This is a genomic window from Acrocarpospora phusangensis (genome assembly GCF_016862995.1).
Lineage (GTDB): Bacteria > Actinomycetota > Actinomycetes > Streptosporangiales > Streptosporangiaceae > Acrocarpospora > Acrocarpospora phusangensis.
On the sequence record NZ_BOOA01000040.1, the window covers coordinates 44,253 to 59,907 of the forward strand.

General features: G+C 72.0%; 14 protein-coding genes. 12 read left to right on the forward strand and 2 right to left on the reverse strand.

What is annotated here, in order from left to right; all coding sequences use genetic code 11:
• The first annotated feature begins 32 nt into the window (after positions 1-32).
• The 12 genes from Aph01nite_RS23530 (at position 33) to Aph01nite_RS23585 (ending at position 13,331) form a co-directional block, all read left to right on the forward strand.
• Positions 33-1,334, forward strand: a complete 1,302-nt coding sequence (locus Aph01nite_RS23530; protein WP_204043132.1) for an enolase C-terminal domain-like protein — start codon at positions 33-35, stop codon at positions 1,332-1,334.
• Between the two features lie 13 nt (positions 1,335-1,347).
• Complete coding sequence (locus tag Aph01nite_RS23535; protein WP_204043133.1) at positions 1,348-2,406, forward strand: sugar ABC transporter substrate-binding protein; 1,059 nt, start codon at positions 1,348-1,350, stop codon at positions 2,404-2,406.
• On the forward strand, positions 2,406-3,899 hold the full coding sequence (locus Aph01nite_RS23540; RefSeq protein WP_204043134.1) for a sugar ABC transporter ATP-binding protein: 1,494 nt from the start codon (positions 2,406-2,408) through the stop codon (positions 3,897-3,899). Before Aph01nite_RS23535 ends, Aph01nite_RS23540 begins: the two co-directional genes overlap by 1 nt.
• A 14-nt stretch (positions 3,900-3,913) precedes the next feature.
• Positions 3,914-4,912, forward strand: coding sequence for an ABC transporter permease (locus Aph01nite_RS23545; protein ID WP_239161910.1), 999 nt, complete (start codon positions 3,914-3,916; stop codon positions 4,910-4,912).
• A gap of 104 nt (positions 4,913-5,016) precedes the next feature.
• The gene (locus Aph01nite_RS23550) at positions 5,017-6,306 is read left to right on the forward strand and encodes an ROK family transcriptional regulator (RefSeq protein WP_204043136.1); all 1,290 of its coding nucleotides are present in this window, start codon (positions 5,017-5,019) and stop codon (positions 6,304-6,306) included.
• A 178-nt stretch (positions 6,307-6,484) separates the two neighbouring features.
• Entirely contained in the window at positions 6,485-7,615 is a 1,131-nt protein-coding gene (locus Aph01nite_RS23555; protein ID WP_204043137.1) for an inositol-3-phosphate synthase, read from the forward strand.
• Between the two features lies 1 nt (position 7,616).
• Positions 7,617-8,447 (forward strand): SCO3242 family prenyltransferase, encoded by an 831-nt coding sequence (locus Aph01nite_RS23560; protein WP_204043138.1) that lies wholly within the window; start codon positions 7,617-7,619, stop codon positions 8,445-8,447.
• 8 nt (positions 8,448-8,455) lie between these two features.
• Entirely contained in the window at positions 8,456-9,280 is an 825-nt protein-coding gene (locus Aph01nite_RS23565; protein ID WP_204043139.1) for a sugar phosphate isomerase/epimerase family protein, read from the forward strand.
• Positions 9,277-9,918 carry an EboA domain-containing protein gene (locus Aph01nite_RS23570; RefSeq protein WP_204043140.1) on the forward strand — a complete coding sequence of 214 codons (642 nt, stop codon included), beginning with the start codon at positions 9,277-9,279 and terminating at the stop codon, positions 9,916-9,918. The genes Aph01nite_RS23565 and Aph01nite_RS23570 overlap by 4 nt, the downstream gene beginning before the upstream one ends.
• The gene (locus tag Aph01nite_RS23575; protein WP_204043141.1) at positions 9,918-10,769 is read left to right on the forward strand and encodes a TatD family hydrolase; all 852 of its coding nucleotides are present in this window, start codon (positions 9,918-9,920) and stop codon (positions 10,767-10,769) included. Before Aph01nite_RS23570 ends, Aph01nite_RS23575 begins: the two co-directional genes overlap by 1 nt.
• A complete protein-coding gene (eboE, locus tag Aph01nite_RS23580) occupies positions 10,766-11,920 on the forward strand; it encodes a metabolite traffic protein EboE (RefSeq protein WP_204043142.1) in 1,155 nt (384 codons plus the stop codon). Before Aph01nite_RS23575 ends, eboE begins: the two co-directional genes overlap by 4 nt.
• A gap of 40 nt (positions 11,921-11,960) precedes the next feature.
• The gene (locus Aph01nite_RS23585; protein WP_204043143.1) at positions 11,961-13,331 is read left to right on the forward strand and encodes an alkaline phosphatase family protein; all 1,371 of its coding nucleotides are present in this window, start codon (positions 11,961-11,963) and stop codon (positions 13,329-13,331) included.
• A gap of 236 nt (positions 13,332-13,567) precedes the next feature.
• On the opposite strand, the gene Aph01nite_RS23590 is transcribed toward Aph01nite_RS23585, so the two are convergent.
• Together Aph01nite_RS23590 and Aph01nite_RS42235 are read right to left on the reverse strand one after the other, a co-directional pair.
• Entirely contained in the window at positions 13,568-14,428 is an 861-nt protein-coding gene (locus tag Aph01nite_RS23590; protein WP_204043144.1) for a DUF4394 domain-containing protein, read from the reverse strand.
• A gap of 193 nt (positions 14,429-14,621) precedes the next feature.
• Positions 14,622-15,638 carry a helix-turn-helix domain-containing protein gene (locus tag Aph01nite_RS42235; RefSeq protein ID WP_204043145.1) on the reverse strand — a complete coding sequence of 339 codons (1,017 nt, stop codon included), beginning with the start codon at positions 15,636-15,638 and terminating at the stop codon, positions 14,622-14,624.
• Between the last annotated feature and the right edge of the window lie 17 nt (positions 15,639-15,655).

Below are 15,655 nucleotides of genomic sequence, written 5' to 3' on the forward strand. Positions count from 1 at the left end.
CGGATTAATCCGATGAATCAGGTCGGGGCCTCATGAGGGTCGTCGCGCTGGAAACCCACGACATCCGGTTTCCCACCTCCGCCGAGCTGGACGGCTCGGACGCCATGAACCCGGACCCGGACTATTCCGCCGCCTATGTCGTGCTGCGCACCGAGGACGGCGCCAAGGGTCACGGGTTCGCGTTCACCATCGGCCGCGGCAACGACGTGCAGACCACCGCGATCAAGGCGCTGGAGCCGTACGTGGTGGGGCGGGACTGCTCGGACCTGGGCGCGGTCTACCGCGACATCGTCGGCGACTCGCAGTTGCGCTGGCTGGGCCCGGAGAAGGGCGTCATGCACATGGCCATCTCGGCCGTGATGAACGCGCTCTGGGACCTGCGGGCCCGGCTGGAGGGCAAGCCGCTCTGGCTGCTGCTGGCGGAGCTGACCCCCGAGGAGGTCGTCGACCTCGTCGACTTCCGCTACATCACCGACGCCCTCACCTGGCAGGAGGCGCTGGACATCCTGCGCGCCGCCGAACCTGGCAAGCGAGCCAGGATCGAGCGGCTGCGCGCCGAGGGCTTCCCCGCCTACACCACCTCACCCGGCTGGCTCGGCTACGACGACGACAAGCTCCGCCGCCTCTGCAAGGAGGCCCTGGACGAGGGCTTCACCCAGATCAAGCTGAAGGTCGGCGCCGACCTCGACGACGACAAGCGCCGGATGCGCATCGCCCGCGAGGTCTGCGGCGCCGGCTTCCCGATCGCCGTGGACGCCAACCAGCGCTGGGACGTGGAGACCGCGATCAGCTGGATCGGCGCGCTGGCCGAGTTCGAGCCCTGGTGGGTGGAGGAGCCGACCAGCCCGGACGACATGCTCGGCCACGCCGCCATCGCCCGCGCGATCGCCCCCATCCCGGTCGCCACCGGCGAGCACGTGCAGAACAGGATCGTCTTCAAACAGCTTCTGCAGGCGGGTGCGATCTCGTTCCTGCAGCTGGACGCCGCGCGGGTGGGCGGCGTCAACGAGAACATCGCCATCCTGCTGCTGGCCGCCAAGTTCGGCGTGCCCGTGTGCCCGCACGCGGGCGGGGTCGGCCTGTGCGAACTGGTGCAGCACCTGGCCATGTTCGACTTCATCGCGGTGAGCGGATCCATGGACGGCCGCGTCATCGAGTACATCGACCACCTCCACGAGCACTTCGTGGATCCGGTCGTGATCGAGAACGGCAGTTATGTCGCTCCCCTCGCGCCGGGTTTCAGTTCGGCCCTCCGGGCGGAGTCGCTCGCCGAGTTCGCGTATCCCTGGGGTCCGGTCTGGAACACCGCCAGTGAATCACCCCCCATTTCCTGAAAGGCAAATCGGCATGAGAAACCTATCTGTCGCGGCGAGCGTCACCCTGCTCGCGCTCGCGCTCGCCGCCTGCGGGTCCTCCGACCCCGCCCCCAGCACCGCCGGGGAAGGCGCCTCCTCCGCGCCCGCCGCGGCCGCCGGTGGCAAGGTCGGCGTGGACTTCCCGCGCGCCGACTCCGACTTCTGGAACTCCTATAACAAGTACGTTCCCCAGCTGGCCACCGAGCAGGGCGTCGACCTGATGCCCCCGACCAACTCGCAGAACGACATCGCGAAGCTGGTCGCCAACACCCAGGCGCTGGTCAGCCAGGGCGCCAAGGCCATCATCATGGCCCCCCAGGACACCGGCGCCATCGCCTCCACCCTGGACCAGCTGAACAGCAAGAGCATCCCCGTGGTCACCGTGGACACCCGCCCCGACAAGGGCAACGTCTACATGGTCGTACGCGCCGACAACAAGGCGTACGGCACGAAGGCCTGCGAGTTCCTGGGGGAGAAGCTCGGCGGCTCCGGCAAGGTCGTGCAGCTGATGGGCGCGCTCTCCTCGATCAACGGCCGTGACCGCGCCGAGGCGTTCCGGGACTGCATGAAGACCAAGTTCCCGAACATCACCGTGTTCGAGGAGCCCACCGAGTGGGAGGGCACCAAGGCCGCGTCCATGCTCCAGACCCGCCTGGAGCAGCACCCCGACATCAAGGGTGTCTACATGCACGCCGGCGGTGTGCACCTGGCCCCGACCCTGCAGGTGCTGAAGGCCAAGAACCTGCTCGTGCCGCCGGACGACCCCAAGCACATCTTCGTGGTCTCCAACGACGGCATCCCGCAGGAGTTCGCCGCGATCCGGGCGGGCGAGATCGACGCCACCGTGTCCCAGCCGGCCGACCTGTACGCCAAGTACGCGCTCTTCTACGCCAAGGCCGCGGTCGAGGGCAAGACCTTCCAGCCCGGCCCGACCGACCACGACAGCACGATCATCCAGCTGCCCAACGGCCTGGAGGACCAGCTGCCGGCTCCTCTCGTCACCAAGGACAACGTTGACGACCCCAACCTCTGGGGCAACCAGGTCAAGTAATGACATCTACTGATTCGGCGGTGGTCGAAGCGCGCGGTATCACCAAGCGCTTCGGCCCCACCGTCGCCCTCGACAACGCCGGCCTCACCATCCGGGCCGGCGAGACCCATGCCCTGGTCGGCAGGAACGGGGCGGGCAAGTCCACGCTCGTCTCCATCCTCACCGGCCTGCAGCGCCCCGACCAGGGCGAGGTGCTCTTCGCGGGCCGGCCCGCGCCGGCGCTCGCCGACCGCGACGCTTGGCGCGCCCGGGTCGCCTGCGTCTACCAGCGCTCGACCATCATCCCGGCGCTCACCGTCGCCGAGAACCTGTTCATCAACCGCCAGACCGAGGGCCGCCTGATCAACTGGCGCGCCCTCCGCACCCGCGCCCAGGGCGTGCTCGACCAGTACGGCGTGGACATCGACGCCGGCAGCCAGGCGGGCGACCTGAGCGTCGAGCAGCGCCAGCTGGTCGAGATCGCCCGGGCGCTCTCCTTCGGCGCGCGGTTCATCATCCTCGACGAGCCCACCGCGCAGCTGGACGGCCCGGCCATCAGCCGGCTGTTCGAGCGCATGCGGGCGCTGCGCGAGCAGGGCGTCACGATGATGTTCATCTCGCACCACCTGGAGGAGGTCTACGAGGTCTGCCAGACCGTGACCGTCTTCCGGGACGCCAAGCACGTGATCACCAGCCCGGTACGGGACCTGCCGCACGACGCCCTGGTGGCCGCGATGACCGGCGAGGCCGCGGTCGCCTTCGAGGCCAGGGCCCGCAAGGTGGACGCCAAGGCCCCCGTCGTGCTCGCCGTCTCCGGCCTCGGCCTGGCCGGCCGCTTCCAGGACGTGGACCTCCAGGTCCGCGGCGGGGAGATCGTCGGCCTGGCCGGTTCCGGCAGCAGCGGCAAGGTCGGGCTGGCCGAGAGCCTGGTCGGCCTGCGCCGTCCCGACACCGGCACGATCAGCGTGAACGGCACGGTGCCGCGCCCCGGCGACGTGCCCTCCACCCTCAAGGCCGGGCTCGGGTTCGTCCCGCAGGACCGGCACCACGAGGGCTTCGTCCCGCTGCTGTCGATCGGCGAGAACGCCACCATGCCGATCGCCCACAAGCTCGGCCGCTTCGGCACGATCTCCTCGTCGCGCCGCCGCAGCCGGGCGGAGGGCATGATCCAGCAGCTGGACATCAAGACCACCGGGCCCGACCAGCCGGTCGGCGACCTGTCCGGCGGCAACGCGCAGAAGGTCGTGCTGGCCCGCGCGCTGTCCGACGACCCGTCCGCGCTGGTGGTCATCAACCCCACCGCAGGGGTGGACATCAAGGCCAAGCGGGCGCTGCTCGGCTCGGTGGAGGACGCGGCGGCCCGCGGCGCGGGCGCGGTGCTGGTCTCCGACGAACTGGACGATCTGCGCATCTGCGACCGGGTACTGGTCATGTTCCATGGCAGAGTGACGAAGGAATTGCCACGCGGCTGGACCGACAGCGAGCTCGTGGCGGCGATGGAAGGTATCGACTAATGACGGACTCAGCCATGTCCGACGCACGGACCCTCAAGCGTCCGGGAGCCGGGCTGAGACTGGGCAGGTTCCGGGACCTCACGCTGGTCCCGGTGATCATCGTGCTGCTCGTCGCGGGATCCTTCGTGGACCCGGTCTTCCTCACCCCGGGCAACCTCACCAACGTGCTCCAGCAGCAGTCCGCGCTGGCCCTGGTGGTGCTGGCCGAGGCGCTCATCCTGATCGCCGGGAAGTTCGACCTGTCCCTGGAGTCCACGGTCGGCATGGCCCCCGCGGTGGCGGTCATGTTCGTCATCCCGGTCTCCGCCGGGGGCTTCGGCCTGGAGATCCCGGCGGCGCTGGCCATCCCGCTCTGCCTGCTCATCGGCGCCGCGATCGGAGCCTTCAACGGCTTCCTGATCCTGCGCTTCCAGCTGTCCGCGTTCGTGGTCACGCTGGCCATGCTGATCGTCGTGCACGGCCTCCAGCTCGGCCTGACCGGCGGCAAGAGCCTCTTCGCGCTGCCCGAGTCGTTCCTCTACCTGGGCGGGGCGGTCTGGCTCGGCCTGCCCGCCGCGATCTGGATCACCGGCCTGCTGTTCGCCGCCGGCATCGCCGCGCTGGGCTACTTCCGCGCCGGCCGCTCCCTGTACGCCATCGGCGGCAACGCCGACGCGGCCAAGGCGGCGGGCATCCGGGTGGACCGCGTGCTCTGGGTGGTCTTCATCGTCGGCGGCACCCTGGCCGCGCTCGCCGGCGTCCTGGAGACCGGCCGTCTGGGCGGCATCAGCGCCAACCAGGGCGTCGGCTGGATCTTCATGGTCTTCGCCGCCGCCGTGATCGGCGGGGTCAGCATGGACGGCGGCAAGGGCACCATCCTGGGCGCCCTTACCGGTGTCCTGGTGATCGGCCTGGTGGAGAACATCCTCACCCTCAAGGGCGTGCCCGGCGAGTGGAAGCAGCTCGTCTACGGCGCCATCATCCTGGTCGCCCTCATGATCAGCCGGTTGGCCGGCGGACGAGCTCAGGACTGACCCCTGATGCGAATTCGTGATATTTCATGGGGATGTCGGGCGATATCGGGCCGTGTTATAACTCGGTTAATTAATCTCCAATAAATACTAAGAGGGGGAGTGGCGTGTCGCGGCAGCCCTCGACCCGGACGGCGCTCCCCCGAGCGCAGCCGGTCGGGCACGCCTCCCTCCGCCGGGCGAACCTCTCCCTGGTCCTGCGCCACCTGCGGGACGAGGGCTCGTGCTCCCGCTCCGACGTGGCCGACGCGACCGGCCTGCACCGGGCCACCGTCTCCAGCCTGATGGCCGAGCTCATCGAACGCGGCCTGGTCCGCGAGCTCGGCACGGCCAGGGCGGGGGCCATCGGCCGCCCACGCCGGGCCGTCGCGCTGGACGGCTCGCACGTGGGCGCGCTGGGCATGGAGATCAACGTCGACTACATCGCGGTCCACGGCATCGACCTGGGCGGCCGCGTGCTGGTGGAGCGGCGCGTCGGCTTCGACGCCATGAACGCCGGCCCCGACCGCTCCCTGGTGGAACTCGGCCGGGTCGCCAGGAAGGCGATCGCCGAGATGCGCAAGGCCGGCGCCGCGCCCGGCGGGATCGTGGTCGCCGTGCCCGGCCTGGTCGACATCGGCCCCGGCGTGGTCACCCTGGCCCCCAACCTCGGCTGGGACGGCCTGCCGCTCGCCGAACGGCTCCGCGGCGAGCTCGGCGCCTTCCGCGCCCCCGTCGGCGTGGACAACGACGCCAACTTATCCGCCCTGGCCGAGTACACCTCCGGTGTCGCGGCGGGGACCCCCGACATGGTCTACCTCACCGGCGAAGTCGGCGTCGGCGGCGGGATCATGGTGAGCGGGCGATTGCTTCGCGGCGCCGACGGCTTCTCCGGGGAGGTCGGCCACCTGCCGGTCAACCCGGCGGGGCGGCGCTGCGGCTGCGGCCGTACCGGCTGCTGGGAGACCAAGGTGGGGCTCGCCGCGCTGGTGCGGGCCGCCACCCCGGAACGGGCGTACGAGCGCGGCGCCGCCGCGCCGCCGGACCCCGAGGTTCGTGTGAAGGAGATCTCCAGAGCTCTGGCGGCGGGCGAACCGCGTACGCTCGCCGCCGTCGCGGAGGTAGGCAGATGGCTCGGGCTCGGCGGCTCGATCCTGGTCAACCTCTTCAACCCGAGAGTGATCGTGATAGGCGGATACTTCGCCCGGCTGGCCGAGCGGCTCATCCCGCCCGCGCAGGCCGAGCTGGAACGTCTCGTGGTGGCGGGCCCGGCGGCCCGTTGCCGGTTCCTCGCCTCCAACCTGGGTTTTGGCGCCGCCTCCCGCGGCGCCGCGAGCATGGTTGTCGATCACATCCTGGACGATCCCGCCGCGATCGGCTTCGGGCCGGCCGGGCGCTCGTCCGCGGGCGGCGTGTAGGTGACAATGCCCGTATGCACCACCAGCCGGCGGCGGCACCCCGTCCGGCGACCGTTGTATCCGCATGACCGCAGCACCCGGCAACAAGCGCGTCGGCGCGCGCCTTGCCTGACAGTTCGACCTATGTCAGGAGAGGAATTTCCATGTCTACGCACGTTCCTTCGATTCCGCTGTCGTCATGATGGTCGGGATTTGGTTGATCGGGGCGCGAGGCTCGGTGGCGACCACGGTCGTCGCGGGCGCGGCAGCGCTGCGGGCCGGGCTGGCCCCGCCGATCGCATGCGTGACCGAATCGGCGGACTTCCGGGGCCACGGGCTGCCCGGATTCGGCCATCTGGTGTTCGGTGGACATGACGTCACCAGCACGCCGCTGACCAAGCGGGCTGAGGAGCTGACCCGATCCGGGGTGATCCCGGCGCCCCTCGCCGAGCTCGTCCGGCCCGCGCTGGACGCGGCCGACAGCGAGATCCGGCCGGGGGCCACCGAGGGAGGCCAGCAGGGCGCGGTGGCCCGGCGGCTGATCAGCGACCTGGCCGAGTTCCGCGAACGCCGGGGCCTGGGCCGGGTCATCGTGATCAACGTCTCCTCCACCGAGCCGCCCGCGACGCCCGACCCGGCGCATCTGACCCTGGAGGCGCTGGAGCAGGCGCTGGAGGGAGACGTCCCGGTTCTGCCGCCGTCCTCCCTGTACGCCTACGCGGCGCTCAGCGCCGGCTGCCCGTACGTCGACTTCACGCCGTCCACGGGCGCCCGCATCCCCGCCCTGGACGAACTCGCCAGGCGGCGCGGCCTGCCGTACGCCGGGAGTGACGCCAAGACCGGCGAGACCCTGGTGAAGACCGCGCTCGCGCCGATGTTCGCGGTGCGCGGGCTGGCGGTGCGGTCCTGGTCGGGGACCAATCTGCTGGGCGGCGGGGACGGCGCGACGCTGGCCGACCCGGCGGCGGGGGAGAGCAAGCGCATCTCCAAGGACCGGGCGCTCACCGAGATCCTCGGGCACCCGGTGGAGGGCCGTACCCACATCGACAACGTGCCGCACCTGGGCGACTGGAAGACCGCCTGGGACCACATCACGTTCGAGGGCTTCCTCGGCGTGCGCATGTCGATGCAGTTCACCTGGGAGGGCTGCGACTCCGCGCTGGCCGCGCCGCTGGTGCTGGACCTGGCCAGGCTGATGGCGCGGGCCCACGAACGCGGCGTCTCCGGTCCCGTCGCCGAGTTCGGGTTCTTCTTCAAGGACCCGGTGGGCAGCAACGAGCACCGCTTACACGCGCAGTACGAGGCGCTCCGCCAGTGGCTGGGGGAGTGAGATGGACCTCGCCTCGTTGGCCCAGCTCGTCCGGGCCCCGGCGGCGCTGACGGTTCCGGGCGACACGGTGGCGGGCGGGTCGGCGCAGCCCGGCCTGGCCGCCTCCTCGGTCTGCCTGTACTGGGCCGGGATGGCGCTCAACGACTACGCCGACCGGGAGCTGGACGCGCGGGAGCGGCCCGAGCGGCCCATCCCGTCCGGCCGGATCCGGCCGGGGCAGGCGCTCGCCGTCGCCGCCGGGCTCACCGCCGCGGGCGTCGGCCTCGCCGGTCTGTCCGGCGGGCGCCGGGGTCTCGGTGTCGCCACCGGCCTGGCCGGCGTGGTCTGGGCGTACGACATGGGTCTCAAGGACACCGTCCTCGGCCCGGTCGCGATGGCCGCCGCGCGCGGGCTCGACGTCATGCTCGGCGGGCCCTCGACCAGCCCGCTGGCGGCGGCGTCGGTGGCCGCGCACACGCTCGGCGTCACCACCCTGAGCCGCGGCGAGGTGACCGGCGGCTCGGCGGTCCGCTCCGCCGTGACCCTGGCCGCGACCGGCGTGGCGGCCGGACTGGCCGCCTGGCACATCGCCAAGGGCGGCGACCGGCTGGCGAAACTGGCCGGGTTCGGGCTGCTCGCCGGCTACGCCGCGCTGGTCGGCCGGCCGCAGTTGGCGGCGGCCCGCAGCCGCGACGCCAAGCAGACCCGGTCGGCCGTCGGCCGCAGCATCATCGGGCTGCTGCCGCTGCAGGCCGCCCTCACCGCCGGCAGCGGCAGGATCGTCCCCGCCGTCGCGCTGGCGGCGGCGCATCCGGTGGCCGCGAACCTGGCCAAGAAGGTGTCCCCCACATGAGCGGCGACATGAGATTCGGTTACGGCACCAACGGGTTCGCCAACCACCGGCTGTCGGACGCGCTCGTCGTCATCGCCGACCTCGGCTACGAGGGCGTCGCCCTCACCCTGGACAGCGGCCACCTCGACCCGTACGGGCCGTTCCTGTCGCGGCGGGTCGCGCAGGTCGGCCGCTGGCTGGACCGGCTCAGCCTGAGCCTGGTGATCGAGACCGGCGGGCGCTACGTCCTCGACCCGGTGCACAAGCACCACCCGACGCTGGTGCACCCGGCGGAGCAGGCCGCCCCCCGGGTGGACCTGCTCAAGCGGGCGATCCAGGTCGGGTCCGAGCTGGGGGCGGAGGCCGTCTCGTTCTGGAGCGGCACCCGCCCGCCCGGCGTCCAGGACGGCTGGGACAACCTGGCCAAAGGCGTCGAGGCCGTACTGGTCGAGGCGGAGTCGTGCGGGATGACGCTCGGGTTCGAGCCGGAGCCCGGCATGCTCGTCGAGGACCTCGCCGGGTACGAGCGGCTGCGCGGCATGCTCGGGCAGCCCGCCCGGCTGGGTCTCACCCTGGACATCGGGCACTGCCGGTGCAACGAGCCGGACTCCGTGCCCGAGGCGGTGCGGCGGGCCGGGCCGTACCTGGTGAACGTGCAGATCGACGACATGCGGCGGGACGTGCACGAGCACCTGGAGTTCGGCGAAGGGGAGATCGACTTCCCGCCGGTGCTGGCCGCGCTCGCCGGCACCGGCTACCGGGGCCTGGTCAGCGTCGAGCTGCCCCGGCACAGCCACGCCGCGCCGGCCGTGGCAGAACGTTCCCTGCGTTTCCTCCGAGAGGCGGTGTCATGATCCCCACCATTCGCCCGCACCTGACCGGTGACGGCGTCAGCTGGCTGGACGCCGCCGTCGCCAAGATCCACGCCGACGCCGGCGCGGTCTTCGCGCTCTTCCCCGCGGCCGGGCGGCGCTGCGGCCGGGGCCCGCTGGACGACGGCTGGACCGTCGACCAGGCGGTCCGGGTCACCCTGCTGCTGGAGCTCCCGCTCGACGGCGAGCCGCTCGGCACGCTCCTGTTCGACCTGTACGCCCACGGCGACGCCGGCGAACGCCTCGCCGTGCTGGCGTCGCTGTCCGCCTTCGGCGACGCCGGACGGCTCGGCGACGCGGGCCTGCCGATCGTCAGGGACGCGCTGCGCACCAGCGACACCCGACTGATCGGCGCCGCCCTCGGCCGGTACGGCGCCGCCCGGCTGCCCGCCGACGCCTACCGGCAGGCCGTCCTGAAATGCGTCTTCACCGGCGTGCCCCTGGCGGGCGTGGCCGGTCTGGAGTCGCGCGCGGACCGGGAGCTGGCCCGGATGATGGCCGACTTCGCCAAGGAGCGCGAAGCGGCCGGGCGGCCGGTGCCGTCCGACATCTGGCCGATCCTCGAAAGCCACCCGGACCTGCTGGCCGGCCTGTCCTCCGACCCGAAGGGCGCCTCCTGATGCGAATCTTCGACCCGCACATCCACATGACCTCGCGCACCACCGACGACTACCGCCGCATGTACGACGCCGGCGTGCGCGCCCTGGTCGAACCCGCCTTCTGGCTGGGCCAGCCCCGCACCTCGCCGGACACGTTCGCCGACTACTTCGACGGGCTGCTCGGCTGGGAGCCGTACCGGGCGGCGCAGTACGGCATCGCCCACCACTGCGCCATCGCCCTCAACCCGAAAGAGGCCAACGACCCCCGGCTGCGGGGCGTGCTCGACCTGCTGCCGCGCTACCTGGCCAAGGACCGGGTGGTCGCGGTCGGCGAGGTCGGCTACGACGAGATGACCCCCGCCGAGGACGAGGTGCTCCAGGCCCAGCTGGCGCTCGCCGTCGAGCACGAGCTGCCGGTCCTGGTGCACACCCCGCACCGGGACAAGGCGGCGGGCACCGTGCGGACCCTCGACGTGGTCAAGGACTCGGGGCTGCCGCCGGAGATGGTCCTGGTGGACCACCTCAACGAGATGACCGCGGCGGCGGTCGCCGACAGCGGCTGCTGGTCCGGCTTCTCCGTCTACCCGGACACGAAGATGGACGTGCACCGGATGATCGCCCTCCTCCGCCGGTACGGCACCGACCGCGTCCTGGTGAACTCGGCCGCCGACTGGGGGCACAGCGATCCGCTGAAGACCCGCGCGGTCGGCGACGCCATGCTCGCCGACGGCTTCACCGAGGAGGACGTGGACAAGGTCCTCTGGGCCAACCCCGTCGCCTTCTACGGGCAGAGCGGCCGGCTCGAACTCGACGACGTCACGCCGGCCGCCGACTACGCGGGGAACACCATCAAACGGGGCGTGGCGCCGTGAGGTTCCGCCACCAGGACGGTTCCACCGTGCACCTCGCCTACTGCACGAACGTGCACCCGGCCGAGGACCTGGCCGGGGTGCTCGCCCAGCTCCGCGACTACGCGGGGCCGGTGCGGCGCAAGCTCGGCGTGCCCAGGCTCGGGGTCGGGCTCTGGCTGTCCCGCCCGGTCGCCGACGCCCTCGCCGCCAGCCCCGCCGAACCCGTACGGCTCCGCGCGGCCCTCGACCGGGAGGGCCTGGAGGTGGTGACCCTCAACGGGTTCCCGTACCGGGGGTTCCACGACGAGGCGTCGGCGAAGCTGCGCGTCTACCAGCCGGACTGGACGTCGGACGCCCGCCTCGACTACACGCTGGACCTGGCCAGGCTCCTGACGGGGCTGCTGCCGGACGACGTGTCCGGCGGGAGCATCTCCACGCTGCCGCTGGCCTGGCGTACGCCGTGGTCGGCGGAGCAGGCCGCCGCGGCGGCGCGGAACCTGGACCGCTTGCGGGACGGGCTCGCGCGGCTGGCCGAGGCGACCGGACGGACGGTCAGGGTCGGGTTCGAGCCGGAGCCCGGCTGCGTGGTCGAGACGACGGCGCAGGCGGCCGAGCATCTGACCGGCCTGGATCCCGACTATCTGGGCGTGTGCCTGGACACCTGCCATCTGGCGGTCGGGTTCGAGGAGCCGGCCGAGGCGCTCGGGCGGCTCGACGCGGCCGGGTTGCCGATCATCAAGATGCAGGCGTCCTGCGCGCTGCGGATCGACGACCCCGCCGTCGCCCGGGACGAGCTCGCCGCCTTCGACGAGCCGCGGTTCCTGCACCAGACCCGCGAACAGGGCACCGCGGGCACGGACGACCTGGGTGAGGCTCTCGGCGGCGGCCTGCCCGGGAGTTCGCAGTGGCGCGTGCACTTCCACGTGCCCCTGCACTCCGCCCCCACCCCGCCGCTGGGCTCCACGCAGGACGTCCTCGACGGGACGTTCCGGGCGGTCCTGGGTGGGCCGGTCGCCCGTACCCACCACATCGAGGCGGAGACGTACACCTGGCAGACGCTGCCGCCCGACCGGCGGCCGCGCACCCGGGACGCCCTCGTCGACGGGATCGCCAGCGAACTGGCGTGGATCCGCGACCGCCTGATCAACCTCGGCCTCAAGGAGGAAGCGTGACTCCTCCGCTCACCTGGAAACTCATCTGGAAGGAGGCGGCGTGACCGCGAAGCCTCTGGTGGTCATCGACGTGGTCGGGCTCACCCCCCGGCTCCTCGACCACATGCCCAACCTGCGCGCCCTCGGCGCCCCCGCCACCCTGGGCACCGTGCTGCCCGCCGTGACCTGCTCCGTGCAGTCCACCCTGCTCACCGGCAGGCAGCCGCGCGACCACGGCATCGTCGGCAACGGCTGGTACTTCCGCGACCTGGGCGAGATCATGCTCTGGCGGCAGCACAACGGCCTCGTCGAAGGCCCCAAGATCTGGGACGACGCCCGCGCCGTGCAGCCCGGCTACAAGGTCGCCAACATCTGCTGGTGGTACGCCATGGGCGCCGCCACCGAGATCACCGTGACCCCGCGCCCGATCTACCACGCCGACGGCCGCAAATCACCCGACTGTTACACGACCCCGCCCGAACTCCGCGTCGACCTGACCCGGGAACTCGGGCGCTTCCCCCTGTTCTCCTACTGGGGTCCCAAAGCGGGCATCGAGTCCAGCCGCTGGATCGTCGCCGCCGCGCGCCGCATCTTCGCCAAGGAACGCCCCGACCTCACCCTCGTCTACGTCCCCCACCTCGACTACGACCTCCAGCGGTTCGGCCCGTCCGGCCCCGAGGCCATCGCCGCCGCCCGCGACGTCGACCAGGCCCTCGGCCCCCTCCTGGACGACGCCTCCGCCGCCGGCGCCACCACCGTCGTCCTCTCCGAGTACGGCATCGTGGACGTCTCCCGCCCGATCGACATCAACCGCGCCCTCCGCGAGGAGGGGCTGCTGTCGGTGTACCGCCAGGCGGGCATGGAGTACCTCGACCCGTGGACCTCGCGGGCCTTCGCGGTCGCCGACCACCAGCTCGCCCATATATACGTGCGGGACGAAGCCGACGCGCCCGCCGTACGCAAGCTGATCTCGTCCCTGCCCGGGGTGGACCAGGTCCTGGACGCCGACGGCAAGGCCGGCTTCGGCCTCGACCACGCCCGCTCCGGCGAACTGGTCGCCATCGCCGAACCCGACGCGTGGTTCACCTACTACTACTGGCTCAACGACGCCCAGGCCCCCGACTTCGCCCGCGGCGTCGACATCCACCGCAAACCCGGCTACGACCCGGCCGAACTCTTCCTCAACCCCCACGACCGCTGGGTCAAGGCCAAAGCCGGCCTCGCCCTGGCCCGCAAGGAACTCGGCTTCCGCTACACGATGCCGGTCGTCCCCCTGGACCCGTCCTGCGTACGCGGCAGCCACGGCCGCCTTCCGGACGACCCCCTCGACGGCCCGGTCCTCCTCAGCGACGCCGCCCTCGACCAGGACACCTACGCCGCCACAGAGGTGAAGGACCTGCTCCTGCGCCTGGCCGGCCTGAAAACCCCGTAACCGCCACGGCGGCACCCCACCAGGGTGCCGCCACGGCATTCAGCTCCCGAAGAGCCGGATCATCACCAAGTCGGAACGCCGACGGCGTGAAGAGATGGGGCACGGCTGGGCGTGTTCGCCGGATGTGATGCGGTCAGCCGGATGGCGGATCTGTAGGCGATCGCGGCTGGGCTCGGGCTGACCGTGGGCCGTGCTGGTGCGCTGTGCGGAGGGCTGGGAGGAGCTGGGGTGCCGGGTTAGTTCTGCTTGAGGGGGATGGCGATGTCGACGACCTGGCGCTTGGCGGGGAAGGCGCCGAGGGAGGAGGCGCGGCCGGTGAGGAGGTCGACGGTGTAGAAGCGGTAGCCGCCGGTGGACTTGAGGGTGGCGTAGCCGCGGTTGGCGGTGCGGGTGCTGTAGATGTCGAAGCCGGCGTCGCCCGAGATGGTCAGGCCGAGTTTGCCGGTGGGGGCCAGGGAGCCCGCGTTGGCGGGGGACTGGATGACGACCTGGTCCGGGGCGAGGTCGAACAGGGTGGTCGCCGTGGCCGGGTTGAGGTCGTTGTTGGTGTACGCGGCGGCGGTCACGCCGGTCGCCTTCGCGCCGGTGGTCGCCGGGGGGACGGGCAGGTTGGTGAGCGGGCCGTCGGCCACGGTGCTGCCGGCGGCGGGCGCGCCCATCGGGTCGTCGATGTTGTGCCGGAGGTTCTGGCCGTTGTCGCTGATCACTCGCAGCCGGTTGGCGGCCGGGTTGAAGTCGACGCCGAAGCTCTTGCCGCTCAGCGCGACGGTGAGCTGCGAGACCTTGGCCGTACGCGCGTTGGTGGCGTTCACGACGTAGACGCCGCCCTTGTCGCCGACGCCGTACAGTTTGCCGTCCTGCACCCGGTAGTCGATGCCGACCAGCTTCCGGTCGCCCTTCAGGCCCGCGACCTTGCCGATCACGAAGGTGGAGCCGGGGCCGCCGGCTTCGAAGATGACCAGCCGCTGGGTGCTGGTGAGGCCGATGACCTTGATGTCGGCGATGCCGGCCTTGGTCGCGACGGCCGCGCTGGCCGGGACCGCGGCTACGGTGACCGCCGCCAGCGCGAGAAGGCCGGTGGCGAGAGTCCTGCGCATGTCAATGCTCCTTGAATGAGAGAAATCTGAGGGTGACGTCTCTTATTCGGAGCCGTGCCGCGCCTGGATTGCCGCCGCTGACGGGGTAAGGCGGGATTTTTCGAGATGCGTGTCGCCTGGCGGCCGGGGGTCAGGTCCGGCGCGGCGGGAGGGTCCATCAGGCCGTGTTACAGGGTCGACCGCCCGTGGTCCGTCAGGTGGGGGGATGCCGGTGCAGGCGTCTGAGGGCGAAGGCGAGTTGCAGGCGCAGGCGGCCCTGGGGGTCGCGGAGGTTCCAGCCGAGGAGGTGTTCCGCTCGGGTGAGGCGGTCCTGGAGTGTCGAGTGGTGCAGGGTCAGGGTGGTGGCGGCGGTGCGGAGGCTGGGTTCGGAGGCGGCGGCGTACAGGGTGGTCAGCATCCAGGGGGCGGCGGAGGCCGCGTGGTCGAGGGCTCGCACGTCGGGGGCCGGCTCGGTGTCGGCGGTGACGGCGGTGGCCAGGACCATGAGGCCGCCGAGTTCGTCGGCGCGTACGACGCGCGGGCCCGGGTCCTGGTCGTCGCCTTCGGCGGCGAAGCGTAGGGCGGTTTTCGCGGCTGACCATGAGTCGGGGAGGTCGGCCACGGGTCCGTCGGGTCCGATTCCGGTGCGGCGTCCCGGGGTTCTGGCGGTTTTCGGGGTCGCGAGGCGCATGCGCGTACCGGCGTGTTCGATGGCGGGCGGGGCGCCCGCGACGGCGACGGCCCAGACGCCGGAGTCGGGGAGGCGGAGGCGGCGGGCCGCGTGCAGGCGGTCGGCTTCGGCGGCGGCAGGGTCCAGCAGGAGCTCGACCAGGGCCGGGTCGGCGGAGGGGGCGCGGCCGCGGGTGCGGGTCAGGGCGTCGCGGGCGACGCCGGCGGCCCGTTCGAGGATCATCAGGTCGACCGCGCCCGCCGGACCGGGGCGTTCCAGCCAGAGCGTGGCGTGCTCGTAGCCCAGCGGCGCGTGCAGCCACGCCGCGTCGGGCGGATCCGCGGTGTCCTGCCGCCGCCCGTCGCCCAGCACCCGCACGTTCACCCGGTGCTCGGGATCGAGGAGCCGGGCCGGGCAGCCCGCCAGCACCGCCGCGCCCCGGACGATCGCCTCCAGCCCGGCCCTGGTCTCCACCAGGCGGTCGAAGTAGGCGATGACCTGGACGGCGGCGCTGGCGTCCGGGTCGAGCGCGGCCAGCCGGCCCGCGAGCTCTCTCACCATGCCATACTGCCTCAGCC